Genomic DNA, 14062 nt, shown 5'->3' on the forward strand with positions numbered 1-14062 from the left:
GCATCGTTTTGTGTTTGAGTCGACAAGATTTACGTCTAGGGAGTTATACAGGGAAGAAGATGAGGAGCGGAGTTTAAAAAAGGGTGTATCGGCAACACAAGATGCGTTGCCGATACCGACAAATTACTTCTTGTAAGAAGAAGCAACGTTGTCGATGCGAGCGTTAGCACGCTGAGCTTCTGCTTGAGCATCCATAGCAGCTGCTTTTGCATCTTTAACGTCTGCAGAAAGAGCGCCTTGCTCTGACTTAAGCGCGCTTACTTCAGAAGATAGCTGGTCAACTTTGTTGCCAAGGTTAGCTACACTTTCTTCAAGAGCAGTAGTGTTTGCACAGCCACCTAGAAGGGCAGTCATTGCTACGCCAGCAATCATAAGTACTTTTTTGTTCATTGGGAAATCCCTTTATATAGGTTGGTAAATTTGTACAGCTGTACATTACAACTGAACAGGTTAATTATGTCATAGCTACTGTATTTTGCTACGAATTTTCACCCTAAGGTCTGAATACCTTAATGAATATAGGCAAAAAAGCAAGTTGAACCCCTATTTTTTGACCGTTTCGCGTTTTAGATCAACTCTTGTCGTCTTTTTAGTTAATAACTCTATAGCGCTTTCATTAAAATTTCTTTTAAACTCTGTGACAATTTCAATACGCTTTAATTTAAGTTGCTCTTTAATCTCTGCACCTTTAAAGCCCGCTTCTATGATAGGTTTTACTGCGACTGAGCTTGCGACTTTAAAACTCTCCCTTAGATAATCAGCTTGAGGATAAGGACTATTCTCCAACCCTAATCGACCTTTTGAGTCAGCTTCACAAGCTGTAGCAAGTTGCTTCAGTCTGTCCGGCTTACGCCAAAGATCCGCTTTATCAAATATCTTAATTAAGGTCTCAGGGCGCAGTTCACGGATATTATGGACATTCTGATGCTGATCGCTAACAAGTAGAGCTAAATCTCGGTACTCATTGGGCACTTTGACTCGGGCGCAGAGTGTCTTAATGAGGGCTAAGCCGGATTGGCCATGACCATGGTGTTTCGGTAGCGTCGCTTTTGGGCTTAAGGCTTTACCTAAGTCGTGAACAAGTGCTGCAAAGCGCACACTGTTTTCATCGGAAAGTTTAGCCGCCTGAGCTAGTACCATGAGTGTGTGTATGCCAGTATCTATCTCAGGGTGCCACTTTTCAGGTTGAGGAATGCCAAAGAGGGCATGGATCTCGGGGAAGAGGATCTCAAGTGCTTGGCACTGGTTAAGAACCTCAATAAAAACTTGCGGACTTTGAGTTGATAGTGCCTTATCGAGCTCGAGAAACACCCGCTCAGGCGTTAACGCCTCAAGCTCACCGCTTTGGCTGATCTTGGTCATCAGTGCCAATGTTTCATCGGCAACGGTAAAGCCAAGGTGGTAAAAACGAGCGGCAAAGCGGGCTACTCTTAGTACCCTTAAGGGATCTTCTACGAATGCGCCTGAGACATGGCGAAGTCGTTTTCTCTCTATATCTTTGATACCGCCATAGGGGTCGAATAGCTCACCTTTGTCGTCTTGTGCGATAGCATTGATGGTCAGATCGCGGCGAAGCAGATCCTCTTCCAGAGTCACATCTGGACTGGCATTACAGCTAAAGCCGCCATAGCCACTACCTGTTTTTCGCTCTGTGCGCGCTAATGCATACTCTTGCTGGGTTTTAGGGTGCAGAAAAACGGGGAAATCTTTACCCACCTGTTTATAGCCCAGCTCAAACATCTGCTCTGGCGTCGCGCCGACCACCATGTAGTCACGATCTTTAATGGGAAGTTTGAGTAGATTGTCGCGAACCGCGCCGCCGACCAGATAAAATTTCACTTTTGGATCCACTGCCTCTTTTACTGTGATGTAGGAAGCTTATCATGCCTTGAATCGGCATACAGACGCATTTTTTCATCCATTTTTTGACATGCTAGGCTGTTAGCTTTAATTTGAACTGTTTTTTTACTATTTTGTCGTTATAAGGATAGATAACTGCATGTACAAGGCGTTTTTTGGATTAAGCGATAACCCTTTCTCTATCGCACCCAACCCCCATTATCTGTTCCTCAGCGATCGCCATCGTGAAGCATTAGCACATCTAACTTATGGTTTAGGCGACACAGGGGGCTTTGTCCTGCTAACTGGAGAGGTTGGCACGGGTAAAACCACCGTCTCTCGCTGCCTGCTCAATCAGCTGCCGGAGAATACGGATACCGCTTTTATTCTCAATCCTTCTCTTACCGAGCTCGAGTTGCTTGCCACCTTATGTGATGAGCTTTCAATCGAATATGAGAAAGAGCCGACACTGAAGCAGTTAACGGATCTGTTGAGTAAGTATCTGCTGGCTAACCATGAGAAGGGACGCAATACCGTTCTCATTATTGATGAGGCCCAGCATCTAAGAGCGGAAGTACTTGAGCAGTTACGTCTGCTAACCAACCTTGAAACCGATACCAAAAAGCTACTGCAGGTTATTTTAATTGGTCAGCCTGAGCTTCAGCAACTCCTTAAACGTCAAGAGTTACGCCAGTTGGCGCAGAGGATCACCGCAAGATACCACCTGCTGCCACTAACGCCTGAAGAGGTGGGGTTATATGTTCACCACAGGTTGCAAGTGGCTGGGCGTCATGAGCCACTGTTTAATACGGGGGCTATCAAAGCGTTACACAGATACAGTGGTGGTATTCCTCGTTTAATTAATCTTTTATGTGAGCGCGCATTAATGGCGAGCTACGCTAAGTCAAAAGTTCCCGTAGATAAAAAGATGGTGATCTCAGCTTCAGCCGAAGTGCTAGGAGAGGAGATTAAGCAGACTAACTACCTACTGCCTGCGGGTATCGCAGCAGCGGTGGGATTGAGCTGTGTGTTAGGTTATCTGTTACTCACCAAGCAGCAGAGTGCAGTGGCGACGCCATCGGCCCAAGTCAGCCCTGTTGTTAAGCCTGAAGTTAGCGCTGAGCCAGTTAAAGCCAGTCGCGAAAATAAGTTAGATGCGAGTCAGCGGGTGTTAAATGATGCGATTGCGAATAGCCGCAACATAGATACAGCCTATGCCAGTATTTTAGGTCTTTGGGGGAAAGTACCCTATTTAGGTTTGAGTGCCTGTCAGTCTGCCGAGCAACAAGGGCTTTCATGTTTTCAGCAACAGGGGAACTGGAACTCATTAACCCGTCTTAACTTCCCTGCGGTGGTCTATCTGGTCGATGGCCAAGATGAAGCATTCTATGGGACGGTAGTATCAAGAAGTGGCGATCAGTTACTTCTCCAGCTTAATGAGCAGCAACTTTGGGTCGACAGAGAGTGGTTTAACCGTCACTTTAGCGGCACATTTGAGCTACTCTGGCAGGCGCCAGATGAGCTGCCCCATGAGATAGGCAAAGGCTCAAATCCGGCGCAGATCCAGTGGCTGGAAAATAGCTTAGCTAAAATAGATAACACAGCTCCTCGTCTGGTGAGTCGATTTGATACTCAGCTGGAGGAGCAGTTAAAACGCTTCCAGCGTAAGCATGGATTGAGAGCGGATGCCATTGCCGGCAGTCAGACATTAGTTCAGCTTAATCTCTACTTGAGTGCCCAAGGGCCAAGGTTGATGCAAGCTAAGGGTCACTACTAATGTCTATTTTACTCGACGCTGTTACTCGGGCTAAACAGCAAGATGCCGATATAAACCTAGATCCGGTACTGACCCCAAGAGCGCAATATGAGCAGCTAAGTAGAGGGAGAAATAGAGGGGTGTTGCTTCTACTTAGCTTAGTGATTTTGAGCTTGTTAGTGGTGATCACTTGGCTGGTTCGCGATCAAAGCACTGAGGTGACAAAGACTGAAAATCAGTCTCAACAAGTAGAGCCTATTTTATTTGAAAAAGTGCAAGAGATAGCGGTGGCTGATGAGAGTTCTGCTTCGGTTAAAAACGGTATTCAGCTTGCGGGTAAGGTGGCACTTCCTATCGCAGAGTCAATGCCAGTAAGGTATCAGGCTCAATCTCAGCCTCAAACTCAGCCAAGGCAAGCGGTCAGGGAGCATTCTCAGCGAAATTTAGCAACATCTTCTGTCGATGATACAGCAAGTGAGCCTATTATTTTGGGCGCGAATGCAAACCATAAAGGTCAGGAGTTACTCAATTCACTTAAGTATCAGGTGGATTCAGCAGCTCATGATTTGGGGATGACTAAGAGTCAAGTTCTGCAACAACCTGAGCAGACGCAAAATCAAGCTCAACCTCAAGTTGAGGAGGAAACCCGTAACTATCAGAGTGAGGGTAACCTGTTAGCTGCATTCGAGGCTGCACTGAAAGAGGTTGAAGTGAATAGATCGGTGGCAACACCTGTGACGCAAAAGAGCCTTGACCCCATTCCCACACCAAAGCAGGACACTCTACCCAGTTACGGTCAACTGCCCGCAGGTCTGCAACTGCAGGTACCAGAGTTTAATATCAATGCCCATGTATACTCTAGCGATCCCAATAATCGATGGCTTAATGTCGATGGTGCTGAGCTGCAGCAGGGGGACTCTATTGGAGGCAAACTTGAGATTGTGGAGATAAGACCGCGAGATGTAGTACTAGCCATCCAAGGGACTGAATTTAAGGTGCCAGCAATTTAAGTGCTATGGTTTTTAAATATTATGGCTAACTGACAAAAGCCTGTGAATGCGTCATTAAAGGGAGTATTCACAGGCTTTTTTGTCTCTATCAATTACCGTCTTAACCATGAAGATGATTGGCGATAAAGAGAGTTAAACCATAACCTAAGCTGTAACAAAGCAGTAGTGCAGGAACATATTTAAGGTAGCTGACAAAGGTCAGTTCTTTAACCTTGCTCATGGCGATAATGCCCGATGCTGAGCCTATGACCAGTAGGGAGCCGCCGACGCCAACTGAGTAGGTTAAGCCTAACCATTCTGCCGTGGTTAATACCGGTTCCGCTTTCAATAGAGCAGCGGTAAGTGGCACGTTATCTAAGATGGCTGAGCCAATACCGGTAACAAAGTTTGAGATATTTGGGTCATACATGGCGTAGACCTCAGTTAATAGATCTAATGTACCTATCTCTTTTAGCATCCCAACCAGTAGCAGTATTCCTAGGAAGAACAGCAGGGTGTCATACTCCACCTGTCTAATGTACTCCAGAATCTCCATCTCCTCCTTTTTACTTCGAAAGTTATGTCCCACCAGAAATAGGATCGAGAGACCGGTTAAGAAAGTGAGCACGGGTGGGATCCCAAACAGGATATTCAATGCCATGGTCGCGATAATCGTACAGAAAAAGATGAAGGCGATAACAACATCGACCTTATGGTAATCACGTGTTATTGGAGTGGTACTGACATGACCTTCGGCCTTAAGAGAGAACAATACCGCAAGTAACATGACACTGACCGCAGCAGGTACAAAGAGGATAAGCAGCTCTGACATCTGTACATGACCTCCAAGGAAGATCATCAAGGTGGTCACATCTCCAGTGATTAATGAAACGCCCCCTGAGTTGACCGCGAAAATGATCAGCACTGCCATCCTGCGTCTCATCTGATTATCAAGCTTGAAGGTGGTTAGCAATCCCAGTGACACTAACGTCGCGGTGACATTGTCGCAGATAGCCGAAAGAATAAGAGAGAAAAGCGCGACCTGCAGCATTAAGACTCGTACTGACACCTTCTGGGGAAATAGCTTTTGCACCAAGATCTGGATCATCCCCTTAGCATTCAGGTAGGCGACAAAGGTCATGGTCGACATTAAGAACAACCAAAGCGTGGCTATCTCAAGTAGGTTTTCATTTAACTCAGCTGCGATCAACTTTTCATGGCCAGGATCTCCTGCTGACATAAAGAGTGCGATCCAAGAGATACAGCCAAAAAATAGGGTGGTTTTGGCTTTGTTGAGGTGGGTTACCTCCTCGAAGATGATACTTAACAGCGCCAGAACGGCGAGAGAGATAAGGAATATGTAGAGCATACGACAGTTCCTACAGCTGATTATGGGTCTACTAGGTAGCAGTAAACGGTTTAATTTTAAGGTTTGGTTAATCTTGGTGTGCTTTGCGGTGCGAATTAGGCCACAGAGAGGGGGATAACACAAGTGTTAACTGGCTCATGTTTTCTGGAAAACTGAGGCAAGAGTCACCTTGGTGGTTATGGTTAATACATTGTCAATGAAACAGGAGCTGAAAGTTATCGGGCTGGATGTAATTTTTAGTGATAACTGCGAACAGTTTACTTAGAGATAACGCTTTTTTAAGTGGAATATGGTGATTGCTAGTCAGTATTTTCTAAAAATCCATAAGAAATGCTAATTTATTTTTTTATTTATTAGGGAAATCTGTTGGTGTAAATATTTAAAATAAATAATGACTTGCAATTGCGTATCTTATATACAGCTTTCGTAACTTAATAATCCTCATTTTTTCTCCTATTTCTACCAGTGTCAAAATATTGACTGCTCAAAAAGTATCCAGTAAAGTGTTTCACAATGTGTCTAGTAGAGGACATGGGTTTTACGGGTAAATGATTGTTGGCACATTGTCTAAATTTACGCGGATTGATGGGAGGTTGTCGTATGAAGTTTTTGCTAAGAGCTATTTTGTTACTGGGGTCATTGGCTTGGTTGGTTGTATGCGCTAAGCAGTTTGTAGGCTTTGGAATACTAGATAATCTTGGGGTGGCGATGGATCATCCGACACTGCTAATTCAAACATTTATCGCATTAATCATTCTTCGCTCAGCTTGGATGTTTGGTCATGAGAAAAGACGGCCTTTTTAACATTAAGAGCATAAAAAAGGACGCTTGATGCGTCCTTTTTTTGTGCCTGAAACTTAATGGCTAGTGGAATAGCAATTAGTTATTTAGCCATTTTAGCGAATACGCGTTCAGCAGCTGCTAATGTCTCTTCTAGCTCTTTCTCACCATGAGCCATAGAGAGGAAGCCTGCTTCGTAGGCGCTAGGGGCTAAGTAAACACCCTCATCTAGCATGCCGTGATAGAATTCAGGGAATTTCTCTGCATCACACTGGGTTACTTGATCGAAACGTGTCACCTTCTCCTCTTCGGTGAAGAAGAAGCCAAACATGCCGCCTACATAGTTGATAGACATAGGGATGCCATGCTTGTTTGCAGCAGCTTTAAAGCCTTCGGCAATGCGCTTAGTCTTAGCGGCTAACTCTTCATACAAACCCTCAGCACATAACTCTTCCATCTGGGCAAGACCCGCAGACATGGCGATTGGGTTACCAGAAAGAGTACCTGCTTGATAAACAGGGCCGGTAGGTGCGATAAACTGCATCACATCTTTACGTCCGCCAAATGCGCCAACTGGCATGCCGCCGCCAATGACTTTACCTAGTGTAGTTAGGTCAGGGGTAATACCGTAGTGACCTTGAGCGCCGCTCTTAGATACACGGAAACCTGTCATCACCTCATCGATAATAAGCAGTGCGCCATACTGATCACAAATTGCACGTAGACCTTCAAGGAAGCCCTCTACAGGTGGAATGCAGTTCATGTTGCCAGCAACAGGCTCAAGAATGATACAAGAGATCTCTTCTGGGTACTGTTCAAACAGGGTCTTTACCGACTTCAGTTCGTTATAGGTTGCCGTTAACGTGTGCTTAGCGAAATCTTCAGGGATCCCTGGAGAGCTAGGTTGGCCTAAAGTCAGTGCACCAGAACCTGCTTTGACCAATAGACAGTCAGCGTGACCGTGGTAGCAACCTTCAAATTTTAGGATCTTGTCACGGTTAGTGAAGCCACGTGCAAGACGAATAGCGCTCATGGTTGCTTCAGTACCTGAACTCACCATACGAACCTGCTCCATTGAAGGAACCATCTCGATAACTTTCTCAGCCATCTTGACTTCAAGTTCAGTTGGCGCGCCGAAAGAGAGACCATTTTCAACGGCTTCTAATACTGCTTGACGAATTTTTGGGTGGTTGTGACCTAAGATCATCGGGCCCCAAGAACCCACATAATCGATGTAAGCTTTGCCGTCAGCATCATAGATATAGGCACCATCAGCTTTATCGATAAAGCGAGGTGAACCACCTACGCCATTAAAAGCACGTACTGGTGAGTTAACACCGCCTGGGATGGTTTTTTTAGCCTGTTCAAATAGTTCGTCGGAACGGGTCATTATCAATCCTTTAAAAGTCTGTTGCCGGGTTATAGTTCGGCTTTACGTGAATACCAGTTAACCGGACACTCATGTTTCTCTAGTTGTGTGTCAACACCGAGTGTCAGTGCAAATAGTGCCATACGGATCAGCAGGCCGTTATCTGCTTGTCTAAAGATAGCCAGATTAGGGTGACTGTTAAGGTCATTATCCAGTTCATTGGCTTGCTCACGAGAGTCTCTAGGTAGCGGGTGCATGATCACTGTATTTGATTTGCAGTGTTTCGTATAAATAGTGTGGTTCAGTCGGAACTTACCACGATATTTATTGGCCTCTTCCTGTGAAGGAAAACGCTCCTCTTGAATGCGTGTGAGGTAGAGTATATCAGCCTGATCCAGATTACCCTCAAGTTGATCGGTAATTGTGATCTTATGCCCAGCATTTTCTATGTCATTTAATACATAGTCAGGCATCGCCAACTCTTTTGGTGAAACCAATGTGAAGGTCACATCTTTATACATACACAGCAGACGAGAGAGCGAGTGCACAGTACGGCCAAATTTAAGGTCGCCCACCATCGCGATATTCATACCGCTGATATCTTGCCCTTGGGTTGCGAGCTCTTTCTGTATGGTAAACAGATCCAGTAGGGCCTGAGTTGGATGCTCGTTGGAGCCATCGCCGCCATTAATCACTGGTACACGGCTACCTTGAGCAAACTCTTTTACTGAGAAAGCTTCAGGGTGGCGCATCGCAATCACATCTGAGTAGCTTGAGAGCACTCGGGCTGTATCGTAGAGGGATTCACCTTTTGACAGTGACGATGATGCCATACCAACGGTTTCGTTGACTTTACCGCCGAGCAGGTTAAATGCGCAACCGAAGCTGATACGAGTACGTGTACTTGGTTCGAAAAACAGATTGCCTAAGATGGCACCATCTAAGACTGTGGTACGTTTCTGTCTAAGGGCATAGGGTGTCATGCGGGAAGCAACATTGAATATCTGTTGAACGGCGTCCAGGTTGAGCTGGTTTACCGATAGGATATGAGAACCTTGAAACTGAGTCATCAGCCTTTATTTCCAATTTCTGGGGGCGCGAATAGCAGGTATAGACCCGATTATCATGCCAAAAGTTATGTAGGGTGGCTGAGGCGGCACTATACCAGAGTCACAGCGTTTGTGGAATATCTGCGCGATCTATTTTGTGGGATTTAGGGGAAGTTTTGACTCAAAAAGTTGGCTTATCTTATCCAGTATTTAGTCAATAAAAAAATCCGGCAGTATCTGCCGGATTTTTAAGAGGGCTTTGATTATTTAGTCAATGATAGCGGGGCTTGCTGTGAGTAGTAGTAAGCGACGTTTTTCATCTCAGCTTGGGATAACATGCCTGCTTGTGCTTGCATGATAGGGTCTGTTCTATCCCCCTGCTTAAAGTCGATAAGTTGCTTAAACAGGTAGGCCGTTTTTTGCCCCATCAGGCTCGGATAAGTTGGCATCATGCCTAACATCGCACTGCCATGACAAGCGATGCAGCGCGTGTTGGCCAACATCTCACCTTGGGTAAGATCAAATTTCTGAGCCAATAGCGCTTTATCGAGTTTAAGCTCTGTGACGGCTAAAGCCTTGCTAAACTCAATTTCTGGGCTCTCTGTCGCTGCAATAGCGCTGCTCGAGAGTAGAAGTCCCGCCGTCAATAGTGACGCTTTTAAGACTAACGTCATTATTCGATCTCCATCTTTTGAGGAAGGGGGGGCATCTGAGCGGCTTCTAATGGCTTACGTCTGAAGATCTTCATATCGATACCCGATTCATTGTAATAGGTCTCAAGGTAATCGAGTACAGGATCCCAAGTTTCATTGAGATCCCATAGGCCTTGGGTGTCTATCATCCACTGAATGGTGTCACGCCATACTTCCCGGCTACCCACGTTCTGGGGAATTATCAAGCTGGTATGACAGGCGTTGCACTGATTTTTAACCATCTCCCAACCCGGTGCCATGATAAGACCTGTGGCCTTATCAACCGGATATTGCTCGGTGGCGGCAGCGCCAAAAGCGCTGGTGGCGAGCAGTAGTGCGACCGTACAAAGGTGTTTTTTCATTATACGACCCTTACAGCGACTCTGTGGCAACCGTTAAATAGGTAACCTTTAGGGTTCCATTGAGGTTGAACCATAGGTTGAGTATCGCCCTTGGTATCGGTAGCTCTGGCCCAGATCTCATAATAACCGGTCTGAGGTAGCTTCAGATTTACCTTCCACTGTTGCCACGCCATCGGGTTAACAGGTTTCGTTAACGAGGCTGTCTGCCACGTTGTTCCGTAGTCATAACTGACTTCGACTTTAGCCACATCTCGCGTACCTGCCCAAGCATGGCCACTGACCTCTAAAGATTTGCCTAGCGCTAGCTCGCCACCAGTTTGCGGCGCGGTAATAAGCGATTTAACAATCATCTCTTCGATAATCTTAAAATCTTTGTTAGCGACTTTTTCGCCAGGTGCGACCGGATGTTTAGGAACCTGATAGGCTGGGGCTTCCATCTTTTTGCCATCGTGGACGCGATCACGCACGCCCATGCCTGTTGCACATTTTTGTGATACTGAGCCTGGGCGACCACCGAAGACGATACGCAGCGGGTAACCGTGCATATATGGAATATCTTCGCCATTCATGCCCCAAGCTATCATGGCATTTTCATTCATCGCAGCTTCAATCGGTACACCACGAGAGATCGCAGCGCCTTTGCCACTGATATGCTTATCTGCGCCATAATGCGCCGTGTAGACGGCATCACTCTTAACACCACAATCTGCCAACAGATCTTTGACCAGCACACCAGTCCACTCTGCACAAAAAACCGCAGTATTACTCCATTGATTTCCCTTAGCGTTAGGGTAGAAGTTTTCGCGACTGTTACCGCCACACTCAAGTACCAGCTGCTGAGTATGGGTTTTAAATTTATTTTTAAGCTCAGCAATGGTGTAGGTCTTTGGGGTTTCGATTGACTCACCGTCGACGGTGAACTCCCAGGTATCGGGATCGATATTTTCAAAGTCCGGCATCTGGCCGTTCCAGCGGATAAAGGCCACATCAGCTGGGGTCTTTACTGGGGCAAGTAGATGCTCAGGTGGGAAGGCGTTTAACGGACTGGAGTTTAGCACTTTAAAGTGTTCAGGAAGATCATCTACATTGGACCATTTAACGGCTGAGAGATCGAGCGGTGCCATACCTGCAGGGCGGTTTTGTGCAAAGGCCCAGTTGATTGGCAGCATTGCGGTGACTGAAGTGGCTACGGCGCCCTTTAAAAATTTACGTCTGTCGATACTCATTGTTACTCTTCCTTACCTTTATTAAAGTAGCTTGCCAGTGCTTCCATCTGTTTTTTATTTAGTATTTTGGCGACTTTAGTCATGGTTTTATCTTGGCGCTGACCACTTTTAAACTGCTCTAGTTGTTTCACCATATAGGCTGTGTTTTGCCATTTTAGATTTGGAATTGAGGCAAACTCACTGCTTCCATCATTGCCATGGCAGGCTTTACACATATTCAGTAACGCTTGATCATCTGCCGCTGAAGCTGCGCTAATACTTCCCATAACGAATAAACTAATGGAGAGTGATATGGCTTTTATTGCCTGACTCTTCTTGTTTTTATTTACACCCATAACCTTCCTTACACTATCGATGGCTGCCTAGTATTTTTTACTTGTGATTGAATTAATAAAATCGTGATTGAATTGATCAGGATCAAAGTATTTAACTAGACTGTGCTATAGCTCATGACGTTACCTTTAAAAGGTTAAAAAACGTGTGTGAAAAAATATAAAAAGTTCTAAAAAATACTTTAAGTATTAGTATTTAAAGGAAAATCATTAACTAATGGTTATGTTTGTTATTTGAGCATTGGCGCGGTATGAGTAATAACAGCTTGAGGTTTGTCTTGCTTTTTCAAGGAAAAGAGGCGTAAGCCATGTTGCTTTTGATACAAAACTGCTAGCTTTGCTTAGTCAGGTTTGACATGTTTTTCAACGGTGGGAGAAGTACTTTGCTTAAGTTTGATGTGTTTGGAAAAGCCATGTTAGTACAACGAAAAGAGGGGGCTTGGTTGCTCTTTATCGATTCAGGCCTAGGTTTACGTTCCCGTGTGTTTGATGTAGTGATCCCAGCGGAGCTGACAGAGAAAGATCTAGCTGGGTATCTGGATGATATTTTTCATGAGCACTCTAGTGAGAAACACCCCCATGTCATCGCGCTAAAATAGATATATTTTTAAGTAATGATATTAATCTGCATAAAAGTATTTGAGCCATTTAGTGCCAATGTTACCCTAAGTTAGGAGAGCAATTTCCGATGACGTTAAAGGGGCAAATCTCATTGCTATAGATAGCTTAAGACCTCAAGCTATCTCCTGCCCTTTCGTTATCTCAGACCTTTATTAATCACAATCATAAGTGAATTCAGTCATGACGGTAATGTACGCAAACCTTAGCGAAGAAACACGTTTAGAAACGGATCTGCTAGGGGATAAATCGATCCCGAAAGAGGCGTTTTACGGTATTCATACCCTAAGAGCGATGGAAAACTTTAATATCAGCAGTGAAAAAATTGGTGATTGTCCTGAGTTTGTTCGCGGCATGGTGAAAACCAAGAAAGCCGCAGCCTTAGCAAATGGAGAGCTAGGCACCATATCTCAAGATATCGCAGCAGCGATTGTTAGGGCTTGTGACACCCTGTTAGCCGGTGAGCGATTTTATGATCAGTTTCCCGTCGATGCATTTCAAGGGGGCGCTGGCACCTCAGTCAATATGAACACCAATGAGGTGATCGCCAATATCGCCTTGACTCAGATGGGACATGAGAAGGGGAGCTATCAACATATTAACCCTAACGATCATGTCAATAAGTCCCAGAGCACTAATGATGCCTATCCAACAGGCTTTCGTGTTGCGCTGTTTGAGCGAACCGAATCTGTTTTAGCTGCTCTGACTCTACTTATCGATACCTTTATGGCTAAGTCGGCAGAGTTTGATGATGTGCTAAAGATGGGGCGAACTCAGCTACAAGATGCGGTACCTATGACCCTTGGGCAGGAGTTTCGCGCTTTCGGTGTTACCTTGAAGGAGGAGCTGAAAAGCATACAACGCTGTCAGGAGCTACTGCTTGAAGTCAATTTAGGGGCCACTGCGATCGGTACCGGACTTAATACGCCGCAAGGCTATTCTCAATTAGCCATCGAAAAACTGGCTGAGATCACGGGCCACGCCTTTGTACCTGCAGAAGACTTAGTTGAAGCGACATCCGATTGTGGCGCCTATGTGATGCTATCGAGCGCCTTAAAGCGCTTTGCCATCAAGCTGTCTAAGATATGTAACGACCTTCGTCTGTTGTCTTCGGGTCCTCGCTGTGGATTTAATGAGATAAACCTACCTCAAATGCAGGCGGGTTCATCAATTATGCCAGCTAAAGTTAATCCGGTTATCCCTGAGGTGGTTAATCAGGTGGCATTTAAAGTATGTGGTAACGATTTGACCATTACGATGGCGGCTGAAGCGGGGCAGTTACAACTTAATGTGATGGAGCCTGTTATTGGACAGAGTCTGTTTGAGTCATTGTCGCTGCTGGAAAATGCCTGCTTTACGCTTAAAGATAAGTGCATTAAGGGGATCACGGCAAATCGTCAGATCTGTCAGGACTTTGTACTTAACTCTATCGGTATCATCACTTATTTGAACCCATTTATTGGTCATCATGAAGGGGATATCGTCGGTAAAATTTGTGCTGAAACAGGTCAAAGCGTGCGAGAGGTGGTGTTAGCGCGAGGACTACTATCAGAGGAGCAGCTCGATGAGATCTTCTCCATTGAGAACCTGATGAATCCTCAATATAAAGCCCAAAGATTTGCGACAGCCGTTAAAGGCTAAAATCATAATAGTTAATAACTGAAAACCGGAGCTAGATGCT

Annotated in this window: 14 protein-coding genes; 5 read left to right on the forward strand and 9 right to left on the reverse strand. The window is 45.3% G+C overall.

The features are described from left to right. Nucleotides 1–123 precede the first annotated feature (123 nt). Both K0625_RS07840 and K0625_RS07845 read right to left on the reverse strand, forming a co-directional pair. Entirely contained in the window at nt 124–390 is a 267-nt protein-coding gene (locus K0625_RS07840) for an Lpp/OprI family alanine-zipper lipoprotein (protein ID WP_012323804.1), read from the reverse strand. Nucleotides 391–543: 153 nt separating this feature from the next. Beyond that, on the reverse strand, nt 544–1839 hold the full coding sequence (locus tag K0625_RS07845) for a multifunctional CCA addition/repair protein (protein ID WP_220109186.1): 1296 nt from the start codon (nt 1837–1839) through the stop codon (nt 544–546). Between the two features lie 160 nt (nt 1840–1999). Here K0625_RS07845 and K0625_RS07850 point away from each other — a divergent pair, with 160 nt between their 5' ends. Together K0625_RS07850 and K0625_RS07855 are read left to right on the forward strand one after the other, a co-directional pair. Next, on the forward strand, nt 2000–3616 hold the full coding sequence (locus K0625_RS07850; protein WP_220109187.1) for an ExeA family protein: 1617 nt from the start codon (nt 2000–2002) through the stop codon (nt 3614–3616). Beyond that, nucleotides 3616–4605, forward strand: coding sequence for a general secretion pathway protein GspB (locus tag K0625_RS07855; protein WP_220109188.1), 990 nt, complete (start codon nt 3616–3618; stop codon nt 4603–4605). The genes K0625_RS07850 and K0625_RS07855 overlap by 1 nt, the downstream gene beginning before the upstream one ends. 100 nt (nt 4606–4705) lie before the next feature. Here K0625_RS07855 and nhaD read toward each other — a convergent pair whose 3' ends face one another. Further along, the gene (gene nhaD / locus K0625_RS07860; protein WP_220109189.1) at nt 4706–5953 is read right to left on the reverse strand and encodes a sodium:proton antiporter NhaD; all 1248 of its coding nucleotides are present in this window, start codon (nt 5951–5953) and stop codon (nt 4706–4708) included. Nucleotides 5954–6553: 600 nt separating this feature from the next. Here nhaD and K0625_RS07865 point away from each other — a divergent pair. Then, on the forward strand, nt 6554–6757 hold the full coding sequence (locus tag K0625_RS07865) for a hypothetical protein (RefSeq protein ID WP_220109190.1): 204 nt from the start codon (nt 6554–6556) through the stop codon (nt 6755–6757). 79 nt (nt 6758–6836) lie between these two features. Here the strand turns inward: K0625_RS07865 and hemL are convergent, their stop codons facing one another. The 6 genes from hemL to K0625_RS07895 form a co-directional block, all read right to left on the reverse strand. After that, nucleotides 6837–8123 (reverse strand): glutamate-1-semialdehyde 2,1-aminomutase, encoded by a 1287-nt coding sequence (gene hemL, locus K0625_RS07870; RefSeq protein WP_220109191.1) that lies wholly within the window; start codon nt 8121–8123, stop codon nt 6837–6839. A gap of 29 nt (nt 8124–8152) precedes the next feature. Beyond that, entirely contained in the window at nt 8153–9172 is a 1020-nt protein-coding gene (locus K0625_RS07875; protein WP_220109192.1) for an aspartate carbamoyltransferase, read from the reverse strand. Between the two features lie 242 nt (nt 9173–9414). Next, nucleotides 9415–9825, reverse strand: a complete 411-nt coding sequence (locus K0625_RS07880; protein ID WP_220109193.1) for a c-type cytochrome — start codon at nt 9823–9825, stop codon at nt 9415–9417. Then, a complete protein-coding gene (locus K0625_RS07885) occupies nt 9825–10205 on the reverse strand; it encodes a cytochrome C (RefSeq protein WP_220109194.1) in 381 nt (126 codons plus the stop codon). The genes K0625_RS07880 and K0625_RS07885 overlap by 1 nt, the downstream gene beginning before the upstream one ends. Continuing rightward, nucleotides 10205–11431: a sulfite oxidase gene (locus K0625_RS07890; RefSeq protein ID WP_220109195.1), complete on the reverse strand. Its 1227-nt coding sequence runs from the start codon at nt 11429–11431 to the stop codon at nt 10205–10207. The genes K0625_RS07885 and K0625_RS07890 overlap by 1 nt, the downstream gene beginning before the upstream one ends. Before the next feature lie 2 nt (nt 11432–11433). Continuing rightward, nucleotides 11434–11766: a c-type cytochrome gene (locus tag K0625_RS07895; protein ID WP_220109196.1), complete on the reverse strand. Its 333-nt coding sequence runs from the start codon at nt 11764–11766 to the stop codon at nt 11434–11436. 353 nt (nt 11767–12119) lie between these two features. On the opposite strand from K0625_RS07895, the gene K0625_RS07900 reads away from it, so the two are divergent. Together K0625_RS07900 and aspA are read left to right on the forward strand one after the other, a co-directional pair. Further along, complete coding sequence (locus tag K0625_RS07900) at nt 12120–12362, forward strand: DUF7661 family protein (protein WP_438944494.1); 243 nt, start codon at nt 12120–12122, stop codon at nt 12360–12362. 202 nt (nt 12363–12564) lie between these two features. Then, the gene (gene aspA / locus K0625_RS07905; RefSeq protein ID WP_220109198.1) at nt 12565–14022 is read left to right on the forward strand and encodes an aspartate ammonia-lyase; all 1458 of its coding nucleotides are present in this window, start codon (nt 12565–12567) and stop codon (nt 14020–14022) included. Nucleotides 14023–14062: the final 40 nt, after the last annotated feature.

The sequence above is a fragment of the Shewanella nanhaiensis genome, assembly GCF_019457885.1.
In the GTDB taxonomy this organism is placed as follows: domain Bacteria; phylum Pseudomonadota; class Gammaproteobacteria; order Enterobacterales; family Shewanellaceae; genus Shewanella; species Shewanella nanhaiensis.

What these genes read in the sequence shown, in the direction of transcription:
- K0625_RS07840 (WP_012323804.1), bottom strand. Translation starts at nt 390, where the DNA reads ATGAACAAAAAAGTACTTATGATTGCTGGCGTAGCAATGACTGCCCTT.
- K0625_RS07850 (WP_220109187.1), top strand. Translation starts at nt 2,000, where the DNA reads ATGTACAAGGCGTTTTTTGGATTAAGCGATAACCCTTTCTCTATCGCA.
- K0625_RS07855 (WP_220109188.1), top strand. Translation starts at nt 3,616, where the DNA reads ATGTCTATTTTACTCGACGCTGTTACTCGGGCTAAACAGCAAGATGCC.
- nhaD (WP_220109189.1), bottom strand. Translation starts at nt 5,953, where the DNA reads ATGCTCTACATATTCCTTATCTCTCTCGCCGTTCTGGCGCTGTTAAGT.
- K0625_RS07865 (WP_220109190.1), top strand. Translation starts at nt 6,554, where the DNA reads ATGAAGTTTTTGCTAAGAGCTATTTTGTTACTGGGGTCATTGGCTTGG.
- hemL (WP_220109191.1), bottom strand. Translation starts at nt 8,123, where the DNA reads ATGACCCGTTCCGACGAACTATTTGAACAGGCTAAAAAAACCATCCCA.
- K0625_RS07875 (WP_220109192.1), bottom strand. Translation starts at nt 9,172, where the DNA reads ATGACTCAGTTTCAAGGTTCTCATATCCTATCGGTAAACCAGCTCAAC.
- K0625_RS07880 (WP_220109193.1), bottom strand. Translation starts at nt 9,825, where the DNA reads ATGACGTTAGTCTTAAAAGCGTCACTATTGACGGCGGGACTTCTACTC.
- K0625_RS07885 (WP_220109194.1), bottom strand. Translation starts at nt 10,205, where the DNA reads ATGAAAAAACACCTTTGTACGGTCGCACTACTGCTCGCCACCAGCGCT.
- K0625_RS07890 (WP_220109195.1), bottom strand. Translation starts at nt 11,431, where the DNA reads ATGAGTATCGACAGACGTAAATTTTTAAAGGGCGCCGTAGCCACTTCA.
- K0625_RS07895 (WP_220109196.1), bottom strand. Translation starts at nt 11,766, where the DNA reads ATGGGTGTAAATAAAAACAAGAAGAGTCAGGCAATAAAAGCCATATCA.
- K0625_RS07900 (WP_438944494.1), top strand. Translation starts at nt 12,120, where the DNA reads ATGTTTTTCAACGGTGGGAGAAGTACTTTGCTTAAGTTTGATGTGTTT.
- aspA (WP_220109198.1), top strand. Translation starts at nt 12,565, where the DNA reads ATGACGGTAATGTACGCAAACCTTAGCGAAGAAACACGTTTAGAAACG.